Consider the following 15,286-nt stretch of genomic DNA (forward strand, 5'->3'; position numbering starts at 1 on the left):
ATCCCGATGCTACAGCCGGCCGAGCGCCTTCAGCTCATGCAGCACCGCGGCGTCGCGGGCCGAGACGTCCGGGAATTCCGGATCCTGTCCGACATCGGCCGTATAGCGCCAGGAACGCGCGCATTTGACCAGACCGCGATCCTCGGCCTTTTCCACAACCACGGCGACGCCCTTGACGTCGTCGAGGGTGAAAGCGCCTTGCGGAGCCTTGCCGTGTTGGATGACCAGGTCGCTGGTGATCGCCATCTCGGCCATGTCGACGTCGGCGATCGCCGCTTCCAGCGCGGCATCGTCGATGGTGACCACCGGAACGGCCTCCAGCGAGGAACCGATCAGCTTCTCGGCGCGCGCGATCTCGAGAGCGCCGGTGACGACGCGGCGCACCTGCCGGACCTTGCGCCACTTCTCGGCCAGCGCCTCGTTCCGCCAGTTTTCCGGGATCGCCGGGAACTGGTCGAGATGTACGGAGACGGCGTCTGGGTGACGGTCGAGCCAGGCCTCTTCCATGGTGAAGGGCAGCATCGGCGACAGCCACTTCACCAGGCATTCGAACAGGTGGCGCACGACCTGCACCGCCGCCTTGCGGCGCAAACTGGACGGCGCGTCGCAGTAGAGCGCGTCCTTGCGGATGTCGAAGTAGAAGGCCGAAAGCTCGACCACCATGAAGTCGAGCAGCGCGCGGGTGATGCGCTTGAACTCGAAGGCGTCATAACCCTGGCGCACCACCTCGTCGAGTTCGGACAACCGGTGCAGCATCAGCCGCTCCAGTTCCGGCATCTTGTCCAGAGGAACGTCCTCGCCATCGTCATGGGCGAGCGTGCCAAGCATCCAGCGGATGGTGTTTCTGAGCTTGCGGTAGGCGTCGATATTGGTCTGCAGCACGTTCTTGCCGAGCCGCTGGTCTTCCCAATAATCGGTCGTCACCACCCAGAGCCTGAGGATATCGGCGCCGGACTGTTTGATCACGTCCTGCGGCACGACGGTGTTGCCGAGCGACTTCGACATCTTGCGACCCTCCTCATCCATGGTGAAGCCATGGGTGATGACCGTGTCGTAAGGCGCCCTGCCCCTGGTGCCGCAGCTTTCGAGCAGCGAGGAATGGAACCAGCCGCGATGTTGGTCGGAACCTTCGAGATAGACGTCGGCCGGCCATTTGAGATCGGGACGGTCCTCCAGCGTGAAGACATGCGTCGAGCCGGAATCGAACCAGACGTCGAGGATGTCCATCACCTGGTGCCATTTCGTAGCGTCGTGGTTGCCGAGGAAGCGCTCCTTGGCGCCCGGCGCGAACCAGGCGTCGGCGCCCTCCTTCTCGAAGGCGTCCATGATGCGCTGGTTGACTGCCTCGTCCCTCAGCACATTGCCGTCGACATCGGCGAATACGGCGATCGGCACGCCCCAGGCGCGCTGGCGCGACAGCACCCAGTCCGGCCTTTCCTCGATCATGGCGCGGATGCGGTTCTGGCCGGCCGCCGGCACGAAGCGGGTGTCGTCGATCGCCTTCAGCGCGCGGCTGCGCAGCGTCGTGCCGTCGCCGAAGTCCGTGTCCATGTAAACGAACCATTGCGGCGTGTTGCGGAAGATGACCGGCTTCTTCGAGCGCCAGGAATGCGGATAGCTGTGCTTCAGCCGGCCGCGCGCGAAGAGCGCGTTGCGCTTGATCAGTTCCTCGATCACCGCCTGGTTGGCGTTGCCCTTCTTGCCGTTGTCGTCGATGACGCGCGCGGCGCCGCCTTCGCGGTCCGGGCCGAAGCCGGGCGCATCCTTGGTAAAGAAGCCGGCATCGTCGACCGGGAATGGGATAGCGGTGTCGACACCGCGCTTCAGCAGTTCCGCCACAGCGTCCATCCAGGCGTCGAAGTCCTCGCGGCCGTGGCTGGGTGCGGTGTGCACGAAGCCGGTGCCGGCATCGTCGGTGACATGCTCACCTGCGATCATCGGCACGGGGAACTGATAGCCATCGGCCAACCCCCTGAACGGATGCGAAAGCGTAAGGCTTGCAAGCTGTTCTGCCGAAACGCTGTGAAGGCGGTTCAAGGTGACCTTGGCCTTGGCCGCGGCGTCCTCGGCCAGCGCGTCGGCGAAGATCAGCTTCTCGCCGGGCTGCGGACCGAAAGCGTTCTCGGCCGCGGTCACCTCATAGAGGCCGTAGGCGACGCGCGGCGAATAGCTGACGGCCCGGTTGCCGGGCAGCGTCCAGGGCGTCGTCGTCCAGATGACGACATGGGCTTCGAGCAGGTCGAGCGAGGCCTCGGACAACGCCGCAGCCTGCCCGCCCTCGCCGCCGTCCACCGGGCGCGCAAGGCTCGCGACCGGGAACTTTACCCAGATCGTGTCGCTCTCATAGTCCTGGTACTCGACCTCGGCCTCGGCGAGCGCAGTGCGCTCGACCACGCTCCACATCACCGGCTTCGAGCCGCGATAGAGCTGGCCCGACATGGCGAATTTTAACAGCTCGCCGGCGATGCGCGCCTCGGCGTGGTAGGCCATGGTCGTATAGGGATTGTCGAAATCGCCGATGACGCCGAGCCGCTGGAACTCGCCGCCCTGCACCTTGATCCAGTGCGCGGCGAAGTCGCGGCATTCCCTGCGGAACTCGTTGACCGGCACCTCGTCCTTGTTCTTGCCCTTGGCGCGATACTGCTCCTCGATCTTCCATTCGATCGGCAGGCCGTGGCAGTCCCAGCCCGGCACGTAATTGGCGTCGTAGCCGCGCATCTGGAAGGAGCGGTTGATGACGTCCTTGAGGATCTTGTTCAGCGCATGGCCGATATGGATGTTGCCGTTGGCGTAGGGCGGGCCATCATGCAACACGAATTTCTCGCGCCCGGCGGCCTCTTCGCGCAGCTTGCGGTACAGGTCCATGTCCTGCCAGCGCTTGACCAGCACCGGTTCCTTCTCGGGCAAGCCCGCGCGCATCGGGAAATCCGTCCGCGGCAGGTAAAGCGTTTTGGAATAGTCGATCGTTTCAACGGTGTCGGTCATTGATCTGCCATCTGCATTGCCCGGCGGCGGAAGCCCCAGGCGTTGAACTAGCATTTTCTTGAAAAAGCGCGAGGGGCGCGCGCAAAAGTCCCGGCGGCTCCGGCGGCGTTCAGACCGCCCGGAACACCGGGCCCGTAATTCGTATCGCGATCGCGAAAAGGCGCGAAAAGCTCGTCATGGCGTGGCTTTTAGCGGATGGCGCGGCAGGAATAAAGCGCGGATTTCAAGGCAGAGCGCTGGTTTGTTGGCCTACATCGAGAAATTGAAGCGATAGGTGGTCGACACGCCGACGGTCCACTGGTCGCGGTCGCCGCGCTCCTTGACCAGGCTGGAATCGGCCGCCGGTCCCATCAGGCGCGAATATTCGGTGAAGACGCTCGCCGTCATCGGCTCGGTCACCTTCCAGGTGATCGCGCCGCCGAGACCGGTCGACTTAACCCCGCCGCCCGGATGGTATTCGCTGAGACCGGACGCGGCGGCCTCCGTGGCGTTGACGCCGTAATAGGCGTCGAAATAATCGGACGAGGCGAAGGATACGCGCGGGCCGCCGGAGATGCGGACGGTCGGCGTGACGTCGTAGAAGGCGTCGGCGGCGATGTCGGCGACGAAGCCATTGTGGGCGCGGATGCCGTGCCTGAGCTCCGCACGCGCCCGCACCCAATCCAGCGGATAGAATTCGAAGAAGCCGCCGACCTCGCCGCCCCAGCGCACCGGGTCGAGGCCTTCCAGCTCGTCCTTGCTGTCGCGCGAGAACAGGAACTTGCCGGTGAGGCCGGCGCGCACGCTGCCGTCGTCGATCAGCGCCAGCGAGATGTTGTCGTTGCGTGAGGTAAAGCGCGCCTCCGGTCCCACCTTGCCAAGCGAGATGATGGGCTGGGCGCTCAGCATGTACTTCTTGCCGCCCTCGAAATTCGGGGCGACCAGGCCGGTGGCGCCGAGCGTCAGATACCAGTCGCCCGAAATCCAGCTCCCCTCGCCCGCCCGGGCTGAGGAGACGGCCATCAGGCCAGAGGCGAGAAGCAGCGGAATCGTCCCGACAATACGCATCGTCACCCCTTACGCGAAACAGGCCGGCAGGAACATCCGCCAGTGCCCAAGCCATGGCGCCAGTGCGGTAAATTTTGACTTAAAATCCGTAACATCGGTGACGCCGGTTGGACTGTTTGAGTCCCAGCTAATTCAATCTCTCGCCATCATCGCAAAACTCGAGACATCCGGAATGCACCACCAGCGGACGGACGTTCAGCCCCGCCTGGGACTTCGATGTCGCGCGCAAATCCATGTCGGTTACATAAATCCGTTGCGACGATTTCGTAAATTAAGGTGGCGGCTCTGTTTTGTGACCGCCCCTGCAAAAAAAGGATGGAAAAATGGCCAAGATCCCGGACAAGACCGAAACGATTGAAAACGTCGAATCCCCTGTCTTCGACCCGTCCAAGGCTACCGAGCAAGTTCGCGCTGTTGTCGACCAGGGCGTTGAGCAGTCGAAGCAGGCATTTTCTAAATTGAGTTCGGACGCCGAAACGACACAAAAGGCTCTTGAGTCGACCTTGGAAATGGCCAAGACCACCGGCAACGAGGTGTCCCTGAAGATGATTGCGGCTCTGAGAGACAATGCCGAAGCCGGCTTCACGCACCTTGAGGCACTGGTTGCCGCGAAGTCGCTGTCCGAGTGCATCGAACTTCAGACCGCTTTCCTTCGCAAGCAGATCGAAAAATCCGCCGAGCAGGCGAGAAGCCTCCAGGCTGCGATGATGAGAGCTAGCGAGGACATGTCCAAGCCGATCAAGGATGTCTTTGAGGAGGCTTTGAAGGAACGTAAGGCTGCCTGATTGCCTAAGACCGAAGGGGCGTGCCTGCTCCCTGGGCGCGTTGCGCCGGCCTACTTGGTCGGGCGGCTTTTGTCCGCCCGACTGCATCGGAGTGATATCGCTGGTTTCGAGGTTTCTCAGCCCGTCCGCAATAAAGTTGCAGAGTGCTCGGCAATCCTTAGACGCAAGGCTCATCTCACTAGGCGTCACCGCTCACTCGGCCTGCGATGGCGAATGCCTGTAGGTTTTTGACCTTTCCGTGGTCCTGGTCGGCATTGGCGATAATCGAAAAGAACGCCGCACGGGCGATGTCTTTCTTTGACGCGTCGGGGTGTTCCTTCCTTGCCGCCTTCAGTAGTTTTTTCGGCGTCATATCTGGCGTCACAATCCGCATCAGGGTGTCGCTGATCGCCTGCAATTCGGTTGCATCCATTGGGAAACTCCGTCCCTGGCCCCGATGGTAAGTTTAGCAGAGCGCCTCTGTTAGCTGAAACTGAATTCACGTTACAATCGGAGACCAGCCGGCGCGTTCCGGGGCTGGGTCAGCTGTCTCATAAGGGCGAAGGCGCTTTGCCGCCATAGCGTCAACCAGCCCGCCGGCCGGTGCCGCTCGGAAGATGGCGAAGCCGTGCCGACAGTTCATTCCTTCTTCAAATCTTCGGCTTCGTCTTTGAGCTTGGTCCAGTCGGCACCGTGCTTCCGCAGCAAGGCGCGCGCCTGTTTCGGCGTGACGTCGGCAATTTCCCTCAGGTGCTCTACCTCCAGCTCTTGCCCCTTCACAACGCGGCTCGCCTTCTTCTTTTTTTCTTTGATAGCCATTATGTGTCCTTCTCTTGCATCATCGGATGAACGAGGACCGGGAAGTGCGGTTCCGCTCGTGCATTGTCGTGTGCCGGCTTGAGGTCCGGCCACAGTTGGTCAAGGCGCGGGCGGTTGTTTGTGACAGCTTTATGACGCACCATGCAGGTGGGCCCCTTCGATTGCCGTGAGGCGAGGCGGCGCCGAGGACATCATGCGGGAAACGGAACTGAAGCTCGAGCTTTCGCAATCGGGTGCGCGGTCGCTCCTAAAGAAAAATCCGTTCGGATCCCCGCCCACCATTCTTCAGCAGAGATCCATCTATTTCGATACCACCGGATGGGATCTGTCCAAGCGCGGCCTATCGCTTCGCATTCGGCAATCGGGAAATGAAAGGATACAAACCCTCAAAGCGGGCGATGGCGCCGCGGCCGGATCGTTCACACGCGAGGAATTGGAGCGACCGGTCGCCGGCGACACACCGATACTTGACGATCCACGGATCCGAGACCTGCTTGCGGGGGATGGCCGAAAGCTCACGCCCTTGTTCGAGGTTCATGTCAAACGGCATCGTTGGAATGTGATCGATGGCGACGCGACGGTCGAAGTCGCTCTGGACGCTGGCAAGGTCGTTGCAGCCGACCGCGAGGCTTCGCTCTGCGAGATCGAGTTGGAAAAGAAGGCGGGTTCACCGAGAGCGCTGTTTGCGCTCGCCCGCAAAGTCGACCTGATCACGCCGGCGCATCTCGGCGTGCTGAGCAAAGCGGAACGCGGCTATCGTCTGCTTAGTTCGGCGCCCGGTGCTGTGAAATCCGCCGCGACCCCGCTCACTTCCGAGATGAGCGCGGCAACAGCTTTCGCGCGCATCGCGGCGGCCTGTCTCAAACAGTTTCGGCTCAATGAAACGGCGCTCGGCTGGTCTCGCGATGCCGACGCCCTGCACCAGGCTCGCGTGTCGCTGCGACGGCTGCGCTCACTATGCTCGATCTGCAAGTCGCTATTCGACGACAGCCGTTTCGACCACTTACGAGAAGAATTGAAATGGCTCGCCTCGGAGCTTGGCGAGGCACGCAATATCGACGTGATGATCGGTCGAGCTTCGAGCGAGGCCCTTTCAAGCCGTCTTCAAGACGCGCGCGACGACGCCTACGCTGCGGTCGAAGCATCGCTCTCCTCGGTGCGCGCTCGCTCCTTGATGATCGATGCCACCGAGTGGATTTCCATCGGGGACTGGCGAACCCAATCGGACGAAAAGTTGCACGAGCAGTCGTCGAGGAATTTGGCCTCAGGTGTATTCGACAAATTTTGGAAAAAGGTGGCGAAGGGCGGCAACGATCTCATCGATGCCGATGACGAGACCCGCCATAAAGTGCGAATCGCCGCAAAGAAACTGCGCTACGCGGCCGAGTTCTTCGAGCCGCTTTACAACAGCAAGGCGGAAGCCAAACGCCACCGACGGTTCATCGAGGCGATGAAGGGCCTCCAGGATCATCTCGGCAGCCTCAACGATATCGCCACCGCGCCCGATATGTTGGCAGCGCTGGAGCTATCGGACGTGGCGGGTGCGAAAGATCTTTTCAGCGCCGAGGACAAGTCCAAGCTTCTCAAGGACGCCGCGGAAGCACACGACGCCTTTGTCAGTACCAGGCGCTTCTGGCGTTGAGCGGGGCGACGAAGGTCCGGCATCGGAAGATGGACGTCAGTTCCGGGTCAAGAGCGGTCGTCTCGTAGGCTAATCGCTCGCGCGGATCGGCTGCCGCGCGGCGCTGTCGGCAGGTCCAGAAGCTTCGCCACAGCCTTGGCGCCCTTGCCCGTAACACGGACCGATCCGTCGTCGCCCACCTCCACCGTCGCACCGTTGGCGAAGCTGAGCGACCAACCGTCGCCTTTGGCGCTACGGCGGCGATCGGTGAGCTCGATGCCGGCAGCGGTGACCAGGGCGACGATCCTGTCGACGTCCATCTTCGTCTTACGCGCCCTCAATTGAGGTCGAGCCCGCCGGTAAGATCGCCGAGCGGCGGCTCGCCATGCGCGGCCACGGCCTTGTCGCGGACCACGATGCCATGCAGCACCGGCAGTTCGAAGCGCTCGGTGATGAAGCGCAGGATCGACGTCGTGTCGTAGGGCGCATGGTCGACATAGCCGCGCTTGGCAAAAGGCGAAACGATGATCGCGGGGATGCGCGTGCCCGGCCCCCAGCGGTCGCCCTTGGGCGGAGCGACGTGATCCCAGATGCCGCCATTCTCGTCATAGGTGACGACGACCAGCATATGCGGCCATTGCGGGCTCTTCTCCAGATGGGCGATGACATCCGCGATATGGCGGTCGCCGGCCTGGATGTCGGCATAGCCGGAATGCTCGTTGAGATTGCCCTGCGGCTTGTAGAAGGAGACCTGCGGCAGGCCGCCATCGTCGATGGCCTGGATGAAGCTCACGCCGCCGAGCCCGGCGTCGCGCAGATGCTCGCGCCTGGCTTCGGTGCCCGGCGCATAGTTGGCGTAGTAGTTGAACGGCTGGTGATGGTACTGGAAATTCGGTGTCGGTGTGTGGTTGCCGTGATCGAGCGTGTATTGCCAGGCGCCCGAATACCACGCCCAACTGACGTGCTTGAGACTGAGCATGTCGCCGATGGTCGGCTCCGTCTGCGGCGGCAGCGTCGTCGGCTTGGCCGCATCCGCCATGCGCGGATCGCCGCCGGGCGCCGGATTGTTGCCGCTCGGCTGGTAAGGCGGCTGCATCGTGTTCACCACGTAGAAGTCGGGCGTCAGATTGCCGTCGGAGACGAATTTCGGGATGCCGTCGCGCGCCGATTTCGGCGAGTTGTCGGCGACCTTCAGCGCAGTGCCGCTATCGTCCGTCACCGAGATCGAAGGCTTGGCCGGGTTCTTGTCGGCATCAGCATAATAAGGCGCGCAGGCGCAGATCAGCCACTGGTGGTTGAAGAAAGAGCCGCCGAAGGCGCCCATGAAGAAATGGTCGGCCAGCACATATTTCTGAGCGACCGCCCACATGTCGGTCTTGGAGGCGTCCCAATTGCTCATCGGCATGGCGCCTGAATCGGCCCAGGCGACGAACATGTCGTTCTTGCCGCCGTTGATCTGCATCTGGTTCTGGTAATAGCGGTGCCACAGATCGTGCGTTACGACGGTGAGCGGAACATTGAACCCCTTCGCGTCATTCACGGTGAACGGCTCGTTCGGAAGGTGCTCGGTCATCGCTTGCGTCACCGGCGGCGTCACGCCCTTGCCCGTAAGCCCGTCCCAGACCGGCGGCAGTTCGGACAGCACCGAACCGTCACGGTCACGCTGCTCAAGGCTTTCCTGGCTCGCCTTGTCGATGCCCTCGGCGCCGGGAAAATGGCCATAGAGATTGTCGAAGGCGCGGTTCTCCGCGAAGATGACGACCACCGTTTCTATCTTGGCGATGCCGTCCGGCGGATCGCCGGGCTGCGCCGCAAGCGCCGGAGCCGAAGCGGCAGCGCACAGAGCGAGAGCAGAGGAAAACAGGGCGAGCCCAGAGGATCGCTTCATCGCCATACCTCCCTAGCGCAAAATGGGATGACACCAGCTTCGGCATGTCTTTGCAATAGCCACCGCGCTGGACGGGCTATGCCATTGGGATTACCCTCCTTCAACCGCAGGATGCGCGGCCAAATCCGGAGGGAGATGGATCATGAGCTTGCAAGGCGATGCCCTGAAAGACGCGATCGGACGAACGCGCGACAAATGGGGATGGTTCGTGGCGCTCGGCGTGCTGCTGTTGATTTTCGGCGGCATCGCTTTCGGCAATCTGTTCATCGCCACCGTCGCCTCGGTCTATGTCGTCGGCTGGCTGATGCTGATGGCCGGCGTCATCGAGATCATCCATGCTTTCGGCGTGAAAACCTGGGGACGCTTCTTCTACTGGCTGCTTAGCGGCCTGCTCTACGCCGTGGCCGGCTTCTTCGCCTTCGACAATCCGCTGCTTGCCTCGGCGGTGCTCACCCTGCTGCTGGCGATCGCGCTTGTCGCTTCCGGGCTGCTGAGGGCCTGGGTCGCCTACAATCACCGCCCTGAGCAAGGCTGGGGATGGCTGCTCGCGGCCGCCGTCATCACCATCCTGCTTGGCCTGATCATCGCCATGGGCTGGCCGGTCAACAGCCTGTGGGTGCTCGGCATGTTCCTGGCCATCGACCTGATCTTCCAGGGCTGGAGCTTTATCGCCATCGGGTTGGCGTTGAAGCGGTAGCCGGGGTCCCCAGCCGATCAAAAACAGATCGCGGCGTCCAGCTCCGAGAGCGGGCGCACACCGGCGAGCAGCGCCCTCGCCTCGGCCTCGTCGCGCTTCATCTGCACCACCAGCGCGTCGAGCCCGTCGAACTTCAGCTCGGGGCGCAGATAGCCGAAGAACGACACCTCGCAGGTCTCGCCGTAGAGATCGCCGGAGAAGTCGAAGACATAGGTTTCGAGCAGCGGCGCGCCATTGTCGTCGATGGTCGGGCGGCGGCCGAAGCTGGCGACGCCGTCATGCAGCGTGCCGTCGGCGCGGCGGAAGCGGACGGCGTAAATGCCTTCCTTCAGAGTGGCTTCCGGCGAAAGCCTCATATTGGCGGTCGGGAAGCCGAGCGTGCGGCCGAGCTGCTGCCCCCCGATCACCTCGCTCTCGACGGTGAAGCGATAGCCGAGCAGGCCGGCGGCCTCCGCCACCTCGCCTTCGCAAAGCAAAGCGCGGATGCGGCTCGACGAAACCACCTCGGCGCCCTCGTCGCGGAAGGCGTCGACCAGGGTGACGCCAAAACCGTGGCGCTCGCCGGCCGCCATCAGGAAGGCCGGGCCGCCCTGGCGGTCCTTGCCGAAATGGAAGTCGAAGCCGGTGACGGCGTGGGAGATGCCGAGCTTGTGCTCCAGCACGTCAGTCACGAACGCATCGGCCGAGAGCGCGGCGAAGTCGCGCGTGAACGGCTGCTCGACCAGGGCGGCGAAGCCGAGCCTGGCCAGGAGCCGCGCCTTCATCGGCGGCGGCGTCAGCACGAAAAGCGGTACCTCCGGCCTGAACACCTTGCGCGGGTGCGGCTCGAAGGTGAGCACCAGGGCCGGCACGCCGCGGCGGGCGGCCTCGGCCAGCGCCCGCTCCAGCACCGAGAGGTGACCGCGGTGGACGCCGTCGAAATTGCCGATCGCCACGACGCCGCCGCGCAGATGCGCCGGCAACGGCGCGACCGCCGAAATGCGTTCGAAAGCTTGCGTCATGTCAGAGGCACCCGTCATGGCCCGGCTTCCCGCCTATTGCAGCCGCGGAATGACGGCGACCGGCCGATAGCCGTGCGTTGCGAGGAAGCCTGCCAGCCTTTCGGGATCGGGCCGCAGCGGGTCGCCATAGTCGCGCGCATGGATACCGCCCGAAACGTAGAGCACGTCGAAGCCGTTGTCGGCGGCGCCCTTGACGTCGGTCATCATGCCGTCGCCGATGGCGAGCACAGCCGGGCGCTCGACAGCGTGGCCGAGCAGGCCTGCGACCTCCTTCATGGCGAGGTTGTAGATCGGCGCGAAAGGCTTGCCGGCGACCAGCGTGCGGCCGCCGAGCTGCGCATAGTCGCGCGCCAGCGCACCGGCGCACCAGATGGTCCGCTCGCCGCGCTCGACCAGGATATCTGGATTGGCGCAGATGAAAGGCAGGTTGCGGGCGCGCAGGCGCTGCAGCAGTTCCGCATAGTCGGCCGGCTTCTCCACCTCGTCGTCATAAAGTCCGGTGCAGACGACGCCTGAAGCTTCGAACTCCTCGACGAGCTCGACGTCGAGGCCGTCATAAAGGGTGAAGTCGCGCTCCGGGCCGATGTGGAAAATCTTCCTCGGACCCTCGGCGATCAGGTCGCGGGTGACGTCGCCGGAAGTGACGACACGGTCATAGGCATCGGCCGGAACGCCGATCGCGTTCATCTGCGCAACGACGTCGGCGCTGCGGCGCGGCGAGTTGGTGATCAGCACCACCGGCACTTTTGCCGCGCGCGCCCGGGCCAGCGCCTCCGCGGCGACGGAAAAGTGCCATTCGCCATTGTGCACCACGCCCCATACGTCGCACAGGATGGCCGTGTAGTTTCCTGATAGATCGGCGAGCGAAGCTATGATGTCCGGCGAATCCGCCATGCCGTTTTCCTGATCTGATCCCTGGCAAGGCCGCGACAGCCATCCTTTCAGTTCGGAGGCCGCCACGGCCGGTCCCGCATAACCGAAGCGCTCCATCCTGTCATCAGCTTTCGCCATCGCCCGCGGGGCGAGCCCCGATATCGCCCGCCCGAAAGCAAAGGGTTAACGCGCGGTCAAAAAGGCTGCGCGTTGTTGATCGTTTCGCTCAAGCTGAAATTTAAGGATTTATGACCATGGTTGCAGATCAAATACGACCATGGTCGTACATCAATTGGGTCTTTGGCGGGGGCTAAGCGCAATGATCCGCGGATTTCTTCGCGAAAGGCGGGACAATTATGTCCCGGCGGCCGCCATTGACACGATCGGTCGATTCCTTCGCTGCAGCGACGGCTCCTTCATGCCTGTCGTTGTCATGGTGATGCTGTCGCTGCTGGTCGCGGTCGGCTTTTCCGTCGACTACACCTCGGCGGTGACGACCAGGAGCAACATGCAGAACGCGCTGGACGCCGCGGTGCTGTCGATCACCACCATGCCGACGACGACCACGAAGGCCGACCGCGAGGTAGCGCTGCAGCAGGCCTATGTCGCCAATAGCGGACAGGGCACGGCGACGCTCACCGCAGTCGACGTCGCCGCCGACGGCACGGCGAGCTTCAAAGCCACGGCGGCCTATCCGATGCCGACCGATTTCATGGGGATCGCCAGGATCAACACGGTCAATGTCGGCGTGGCCTCGGCGGTGAACAAAACGCCGGCGCTGGTGCAGGCCGATTTCAAGGTGTCGAAAGTGTCGGGCTACTGGAACAAGACGATGACGCTCTACGGCACCAAGTTCGCCCAAACCAACGGCCAGAGCCTCATGAAGATCGATTACAACTACATCCCCTATAAATACACCTATACGGACCACAATAAGAACTACACCGTGACCGAGCCGAAGGGCTACGGAACCAGCACTGTCTACACGGTGAATGGAACCACGCAGACGCAGGTCCAGCAGCAGACCTGCACGACGACGGGCTCAACCGGCCCCTTCAGCAATCCGCCGGCCGACGCGATCCTCGGCACCACCAAGGATAAAAACAACGGCAACAAGACGATCTACTTCCTCACGACCTGCGCGACCACCACCTACCCGGCCAACGGCGCCGGCGCCTCCATCGACGTCAGCCAGATGGACCAGCTCTATCTGCAGATGGATGTACCCTCCGGCAATCCGAAGGTGCTGGTGTCGAACGATCCCACAACCTCGAACCGGCTCTATATCGGCGCCAGCCAGACCGATATGCCCGAGGTCGAGACCGGAGAGAAGGTCGACATCTTCACCGCCGTGCCTTGCGGCGAGACCAGCTATCAGGCCTGGGAAGACGGCGGCAATGCGGTGCCGGCGCCGGTTTCCAATGCCGACTTCTTCTACACCGTGACCGGCAAGTGCGCCTTCAACCAGAGGCCGTCCGAGACGGTGATGACGCAGTAGTCGCATGCAGGGCCGCTTACCACAGATGCGCGAATTCTGGCGTCGATTTCGCCGCGACCGGCGCGGCAATTATGCCCTCGTGACGGCGATTGCCATGGTGCCGCTGATGGGCGCCCTGGCGATCGCCGTCGATTTCACCGAGCTCAACCGGCAAAAGCAGATGGTGCTGAATGCGCTCGACGCGGCCAACTTCGCCGCCGCGAGGCGCTTGGCGGAAGGCGCGACCGACGACCAGATCAGGGCCTATGCGGTCGGCTTCTTCAACGCCAACCTCAACAACATCGACCCGACGACGATCTCGCTCGACGTCACGCTGCCCAGCAGCCAGGCCGGCGGCGGCCTGGTGAGCATGTGCGCGACGCTCAACTACCACCCCTATTTCTACCCGGCGGCGGCTCTGCTCAACGGCGCGTCCGAAGGTGACGCGAACAAGCCGATCACGCTCGGGCCGTGCTCGCAGGTGCGGCTGAAGAACACGCTGGAAGTGGCGATGGTGCTCGACAATTCGGGCTCGATGTCGACGAAGGGGTCCGGCACAGGGCAGAAGCGCATCGACCTGCTCAAGCAGGCCGCCAAGCAGCTCGTCGACACGCTGGCCCAGCAGGCGGCGCAGATCAAGCAGATCGACAAGCCGGTCCAGTTCAGCCTCGTGCCCTTCGCCGCCTCGGTCAATGTCGGGCCGGACAACGACAACGCCTCCTGGATGGACGTCTACGGGCTGTCGCCGATCGCCAACGAGAATTTCGACTGGTCGACGCTCCACGCCGCTGACAAATACGCCGAGAAGATCAACGGCATCTGGTACAAGAAAGGCACCGGCTGGGGCACGGAGGAAGGCCAGGCGCTGAGCCGCCTCTCGCTCTACCGGGACATGAAGGTCGTCACCAGCCATGAGCGCATCGTCGGCAGCAAGCGTGTCGTCTGCGACGAATACCGTTCCAACAACACCTGCGAGCGCAGCCACAACGAATACGACTACAACGACACCTACGGCCCGTTCGCAAGCTGGCAGGGTTGCGTCGAGGTGCGGCCTTATCCCTACAATGTCGACGACACGCCGGCATCGGGCGGCCCCAACAACACCGGCATCGGCGTCGGCGACCCCGCCACCATGTTCGTGCCGATGTTTGCGCCAGACGAGCCCGGCGATCATTGGAAAGTGACGCAGGATCCGGACGAGCCGAAGCCGGCGACCTACGGCGCCGCCAACAGTTGGTGGAACGACGACCCGTCGAGCCCTGACGGGCCGACGCGGCAGTCCAATATGGCCAAGTATTTCCAGCCGCGGCCGATGAATGCCCCGGTGCTGGGCGCGGGCGCCGGCCCGAACTACAGCTGCACCACCACGCCGATCACGCCGCTCACCGACGTCGCCAATGCCGACGGGCTCGCAGCCGTCAAGGCTGCGATCGACCTGATGGTTCCCAACGGCAACACCAATGTGCCGGAAGGCATGGCCTGGGGCTGGCGCACCGTCTCCAGCGCGGCACCGTTCACCGAAGGACGGCCGGAGACCGAGCGCGGCAACGACAAGGTCGTCATCGTGCTTACCGACGGCGAGAACACCTATTCGACGGTCAATCCGGACCCTGCCGGCAACAAGTCGACCTATGCCGCCTACGGCTATACCGGCGTCGGCTATAACCGCACTTCGGTTACCCGCCTGTTCGGCGGCACATCGAGCGATATCGGCCAGTTCAATTATACCTCGAGCAACTACACCAGCGCCCTCAACGAGCAGATGGCCAAGCTCTGCGACAACGCCAAGGCGGCCAACATCATGGTGATGACGGTTGCGCTCGACATGTCTTCGACCGACGCCGGCGACAAGAAGGCGATGGAGGCGCTGAAGACCTGCTCGTCGGACTCCCGCTTCCGCAAGGACCCGGCCGACCCCAGCAAGCCCGCCAAGCTATTCTGGAACGCGACCGGCGCGACGCTCTCGGACAACTTTAAAGAGATTGCGAACGAGCTGTCGAATTTGCGGGTGGTGGGGTAGCACGGATGTAACGCCGGCGCGGAAGCTGCCAATCTCCCCCCTTGAGGGGGAGATGGCCGGCAGGCCAGAGGGGGGTGCGAAGGAACGCGGCCTG

13 protein-coding genes are annotated in these 15,286 nt (G+C 63.2%); 5 read left to right on the forward strand and 8 right to left on the reverse strand.

Annotation, left to right across the window (positions count from 1 at the left end):
* Positions 1-9 precede the first annotated feature (9 nt).
* Both ileS and EJ071_RS27225 read right to left on the reverse strand, forming a co-directional pair.
* Entirely contained in the window at positions 10-2,985 is a 2,976-nt protein-coding gene (gene ileS / locus EJ071_RS27220; RefSeq protein ID WP_126100615.1) for an isoleucine--tRNA ligase, read from the reverse strand.
* Positions 2,986-3,234: 249 nt separating this feature from the next.
* The gene (locus tag EJ071_RS27225; RefSeq protein WP_126100616.1) at positions 3,235-4,032 is read right to left on the reverse strand and encodes a MipA/OmpV family protein; all 798 of its coding nucleotides are present in this window, start codon (positions 4,030-4,032) and stop codon (positions 3,235-3,237) included.
* A 323-nt stretch (positions 4,033-4,355) separates the two neighbouring features.
* Between EJ071_RS27225 and EJ071_RS27230 the strand changes: the two genes are divergently transcribed.
* Positions 4,356-4,817, forward strand: a complete 462-nt coding sequence (locus EJ071_RS27230) for a phasin (protein WP_126100617.1) — start codon at positions 4,356-4,358, stop codon at positions 4,815-4,817.
* A gap of 178 nt (positions 4,818-4,995) precedes the next feature.
* On the opposite strand, the gene EJ071_RS27235 is transcribed toward EJ071_RS27230, so the two are convergent.
* Positions 4,996-5,229, reverse strand: coding sequence for a hypothetical protein (locus EJ071_RS27235; RefSeq protein WP_126084463.1), 234 nt, complete (start codon positions 5,227-5,229; stop codon positions 4,996-4,998).
* Positions 5,230-5,435: 206 nt separating this feature from the next.
* Positions 5,436-5,615, reverse strand: a complete 180-nt coding sequence (locus EJ071_RS27240; RefSeq protein ID WP_126100618.1) for a hypothetical protein — start codon at positions 5,613-5,615, stop codon at positions 5,436-5,438.
* Positions 5,616-5,808: 193 nt separating this feature from the next.
* Here EJ071_RS27240 and EJ071_RS27245 point away from each other — a divergent pair, with 193 nt between their 5' ends.
* Positions 5,809-7,257: an inorganic triphosphatase gene (locus EJ071_RS27245; protein WP_126100619.1), complete on the forward strand. Its 1,449-nt coding sequence runs from the start codon at positions 5,809-5,811 to the stop codon at positions 7,255-7,257.
* A 47-nt stretch (positions 7,258-7,304) separates the two neighbouring features.
* Here EJ071_RS27245 and EJ071_RS27250 read toward each other — a convergent pair whose 3' ends face one another.
* Positions 7,305-7,556, reverse strand: coding sequence for a hypothetical protein (locus EJ071_RS27250; protein WP_126100620.1), 252 nt, complete (start codon positions 7,554-7,556; stop codon positions 7,305-7,307).
* 17 nt (positions 7,557-7,573) lie between these two features.
* Entirely contained in the window at positions 7,574-9,124 is a 1,551-nt protein-coding gene (locus EJ071_RS27255; RefSeq protein WP_245459982.1) for an acid phosphatase, read from the reverse strand.
* 142 nt (positions 9,125-9,266) lie between these two features.
* Between EJ071_RS27255 and EJ071_RS27260 the strand changes: the two genes are divergently transcribed.
* Complete coding sequence (locus EJ071_RS27260) at positions 9,267-9,821, forward strand: HdeD family acid-resistance protein (RefSeq protein WP_126100622.1); 555 nt, start codon at positions 9,267-9,269, stop codon at positions 9,819-9,821.
* A gap of 17 nt (positions 9,822-9,838) precedes the next feature.
* Here the strand turns inward: EJ071_RS27260 and EJ071_RS27265 are convergent, their stop codons facing one another.
* On the reverse strand, positions 9,839-10,822 hold the full coding sequence (locus tag EJ071_RS27265; RefSeq protein ID WP_126102734.1) for a bifunctional riboflavin kinase/FAD synthetase: 984 nt from the start codon (positions 10,820-10,822) through the stop codon (positions 9,839-9,841).
* 33 nt (positions 10,823-10,855) lie between these two features.
* Entirely contained in the window at positions 10,856-11,716 is an 861-nt protein-coding gene (locus tag EJ071_RS27270) for a TIGR01459 family HAD-type hydrolase (protein ID WP_126100623.1), read from the reverse strand.
* A 397-nt stretch (positions 11,717-12,113) separates the two neighbouring features.
* Between EJ071_RS27270 and EJ071_RS27275 the strand changes: the two genes are divergently transcribed.
* Together EJ071_RS27275 and EJ071_RS27280 are read left to right on the forward strand one after the other, a co-directional pair.
* Complete coding sequence (locus EJ071_RS27275) at positions 12,114-13,193, forward strand: Tad domain-containing protein (RefSeq protein WP_245459983.1); 1,080 nt, start codon at positions 12,114-12,116, stop codon at positions 13,191-13,193.
* 25 nt (positions 13,194-13,218) lie between these two features.
* Positions 13,219-15,192 (forward strand): pilus assembly protein TadG-related protein, encoded by a 1,974-nt coding sequence (locus EJ071_RS27280; protein ID WP_126102735.1) that lies wholly within the window; start codon positions 13,219-13,221, stop codon positions 15,190-15,192.
* The last annotated feature ends 94 nt before the right edge of the window (positions 15,193-15,286 follow it).

Origin of the sequence: Mesorhizobium sp. M1B.F.Ca.ET.045.04.1.1, from assembly GCF_003952465.1 — a bacterium.
Classification (GTDB): domain Bacteria; phylum Pseudomonadota; class Alphaproteobacteria; order Rhizobiales; family Rhizobiaceae; genus Mesorhizobium; species Mesorhizobium shonense.

Coding starts and splice junctions, on each gene's coding strand:
- EJ071_RS27230 (WP_126100617.1), top strand. CDS start 4,356: ATGGCCAAGATCCCGGACAAGACCGAAACGATTGAAAACGTCGAATCC.
- EJ071_RS27250 (WP_126100620.1), bottom strand. CDS start 7,556: ATGGACGTCGACAGGATCGTCGCCCTGGTCACCGCTGCCGGCATCGAG.
- EJ071_RS27240 (WP_126100618.1), bottom strand. CDS start 5,615: ATGGCTATCAAAGAAAAAAAGAAGAAGGCGAGCCGCGTTGTGAAGGGG.
- EJ071_RS27280 (WP_126102735.1), top strand. CDS start 13,219: ATGCGCGAATTCTGGCGTCGATTTCGCCGCGACCGGCGCGGCAATTAT.
- ileS (WP_126100615.1), bottom strand. CDS start 2,985: ATGACCGACACCGTTGAAACGATCGACTATTCCAAAACGCTTTACCTG.
- EJ071_RS27255 (WP_245459982.1), bottom strand. CDS start 9,124: ATGAAGCGATCCTCTGGGCTCGCCCTGTTTTCCTCTGCTCTCGCTCTG.
- EJ071_RS27225 (WP_126100616.1), bottom strand. CDS start 4,032: ATGCGTATTGTCGGGACGATTCCGCTGCTTCTCGCCTCTGGCCTGATG.
- EJ071_RS27260 (WP_126100622.1), top strand. CDS start 9,267: ATGAGCTTGCAAGGCGATGCCCTGAAAGACGCGATCGGACGAACGCGC.
- EJ071_RS27265 (WP_126102734.1), bottom strand. CDS start 10,822: ATGACGCAAGCTTTCGAACGCATTTCGGCGGTCGCGCCGTTGCCGGCG.
- EJ071_RS27235 (WP_126084463.1), bottom strand. CDS start 5,229: ATGGATGCAACCGAATTGCAGGCGATCAGCGACACCCTGATGCGGATT.
- EJ071_RS27275 (WP_245459983.1), top strand. CDS start 12,114: ATGCCTGTCGTTGTCATGGTGATGCTGTCGCTGCTGGTCGCGGTCGGC.
- EJ071_RS27245 (WP_126100619.1), top strand. CDS start 5,809: ATGCGGGAAACGGAACTGAAGCTCGAGCTTTCGCAATCGGGTGCGCGG.
- EJ071_RS27270 (WP_126100623.1), bottom strand. CDS start 11,716: ATGGCGGATTCGCCGGACATCATAGCTTCGCTCGCCGATCTATCAGGA.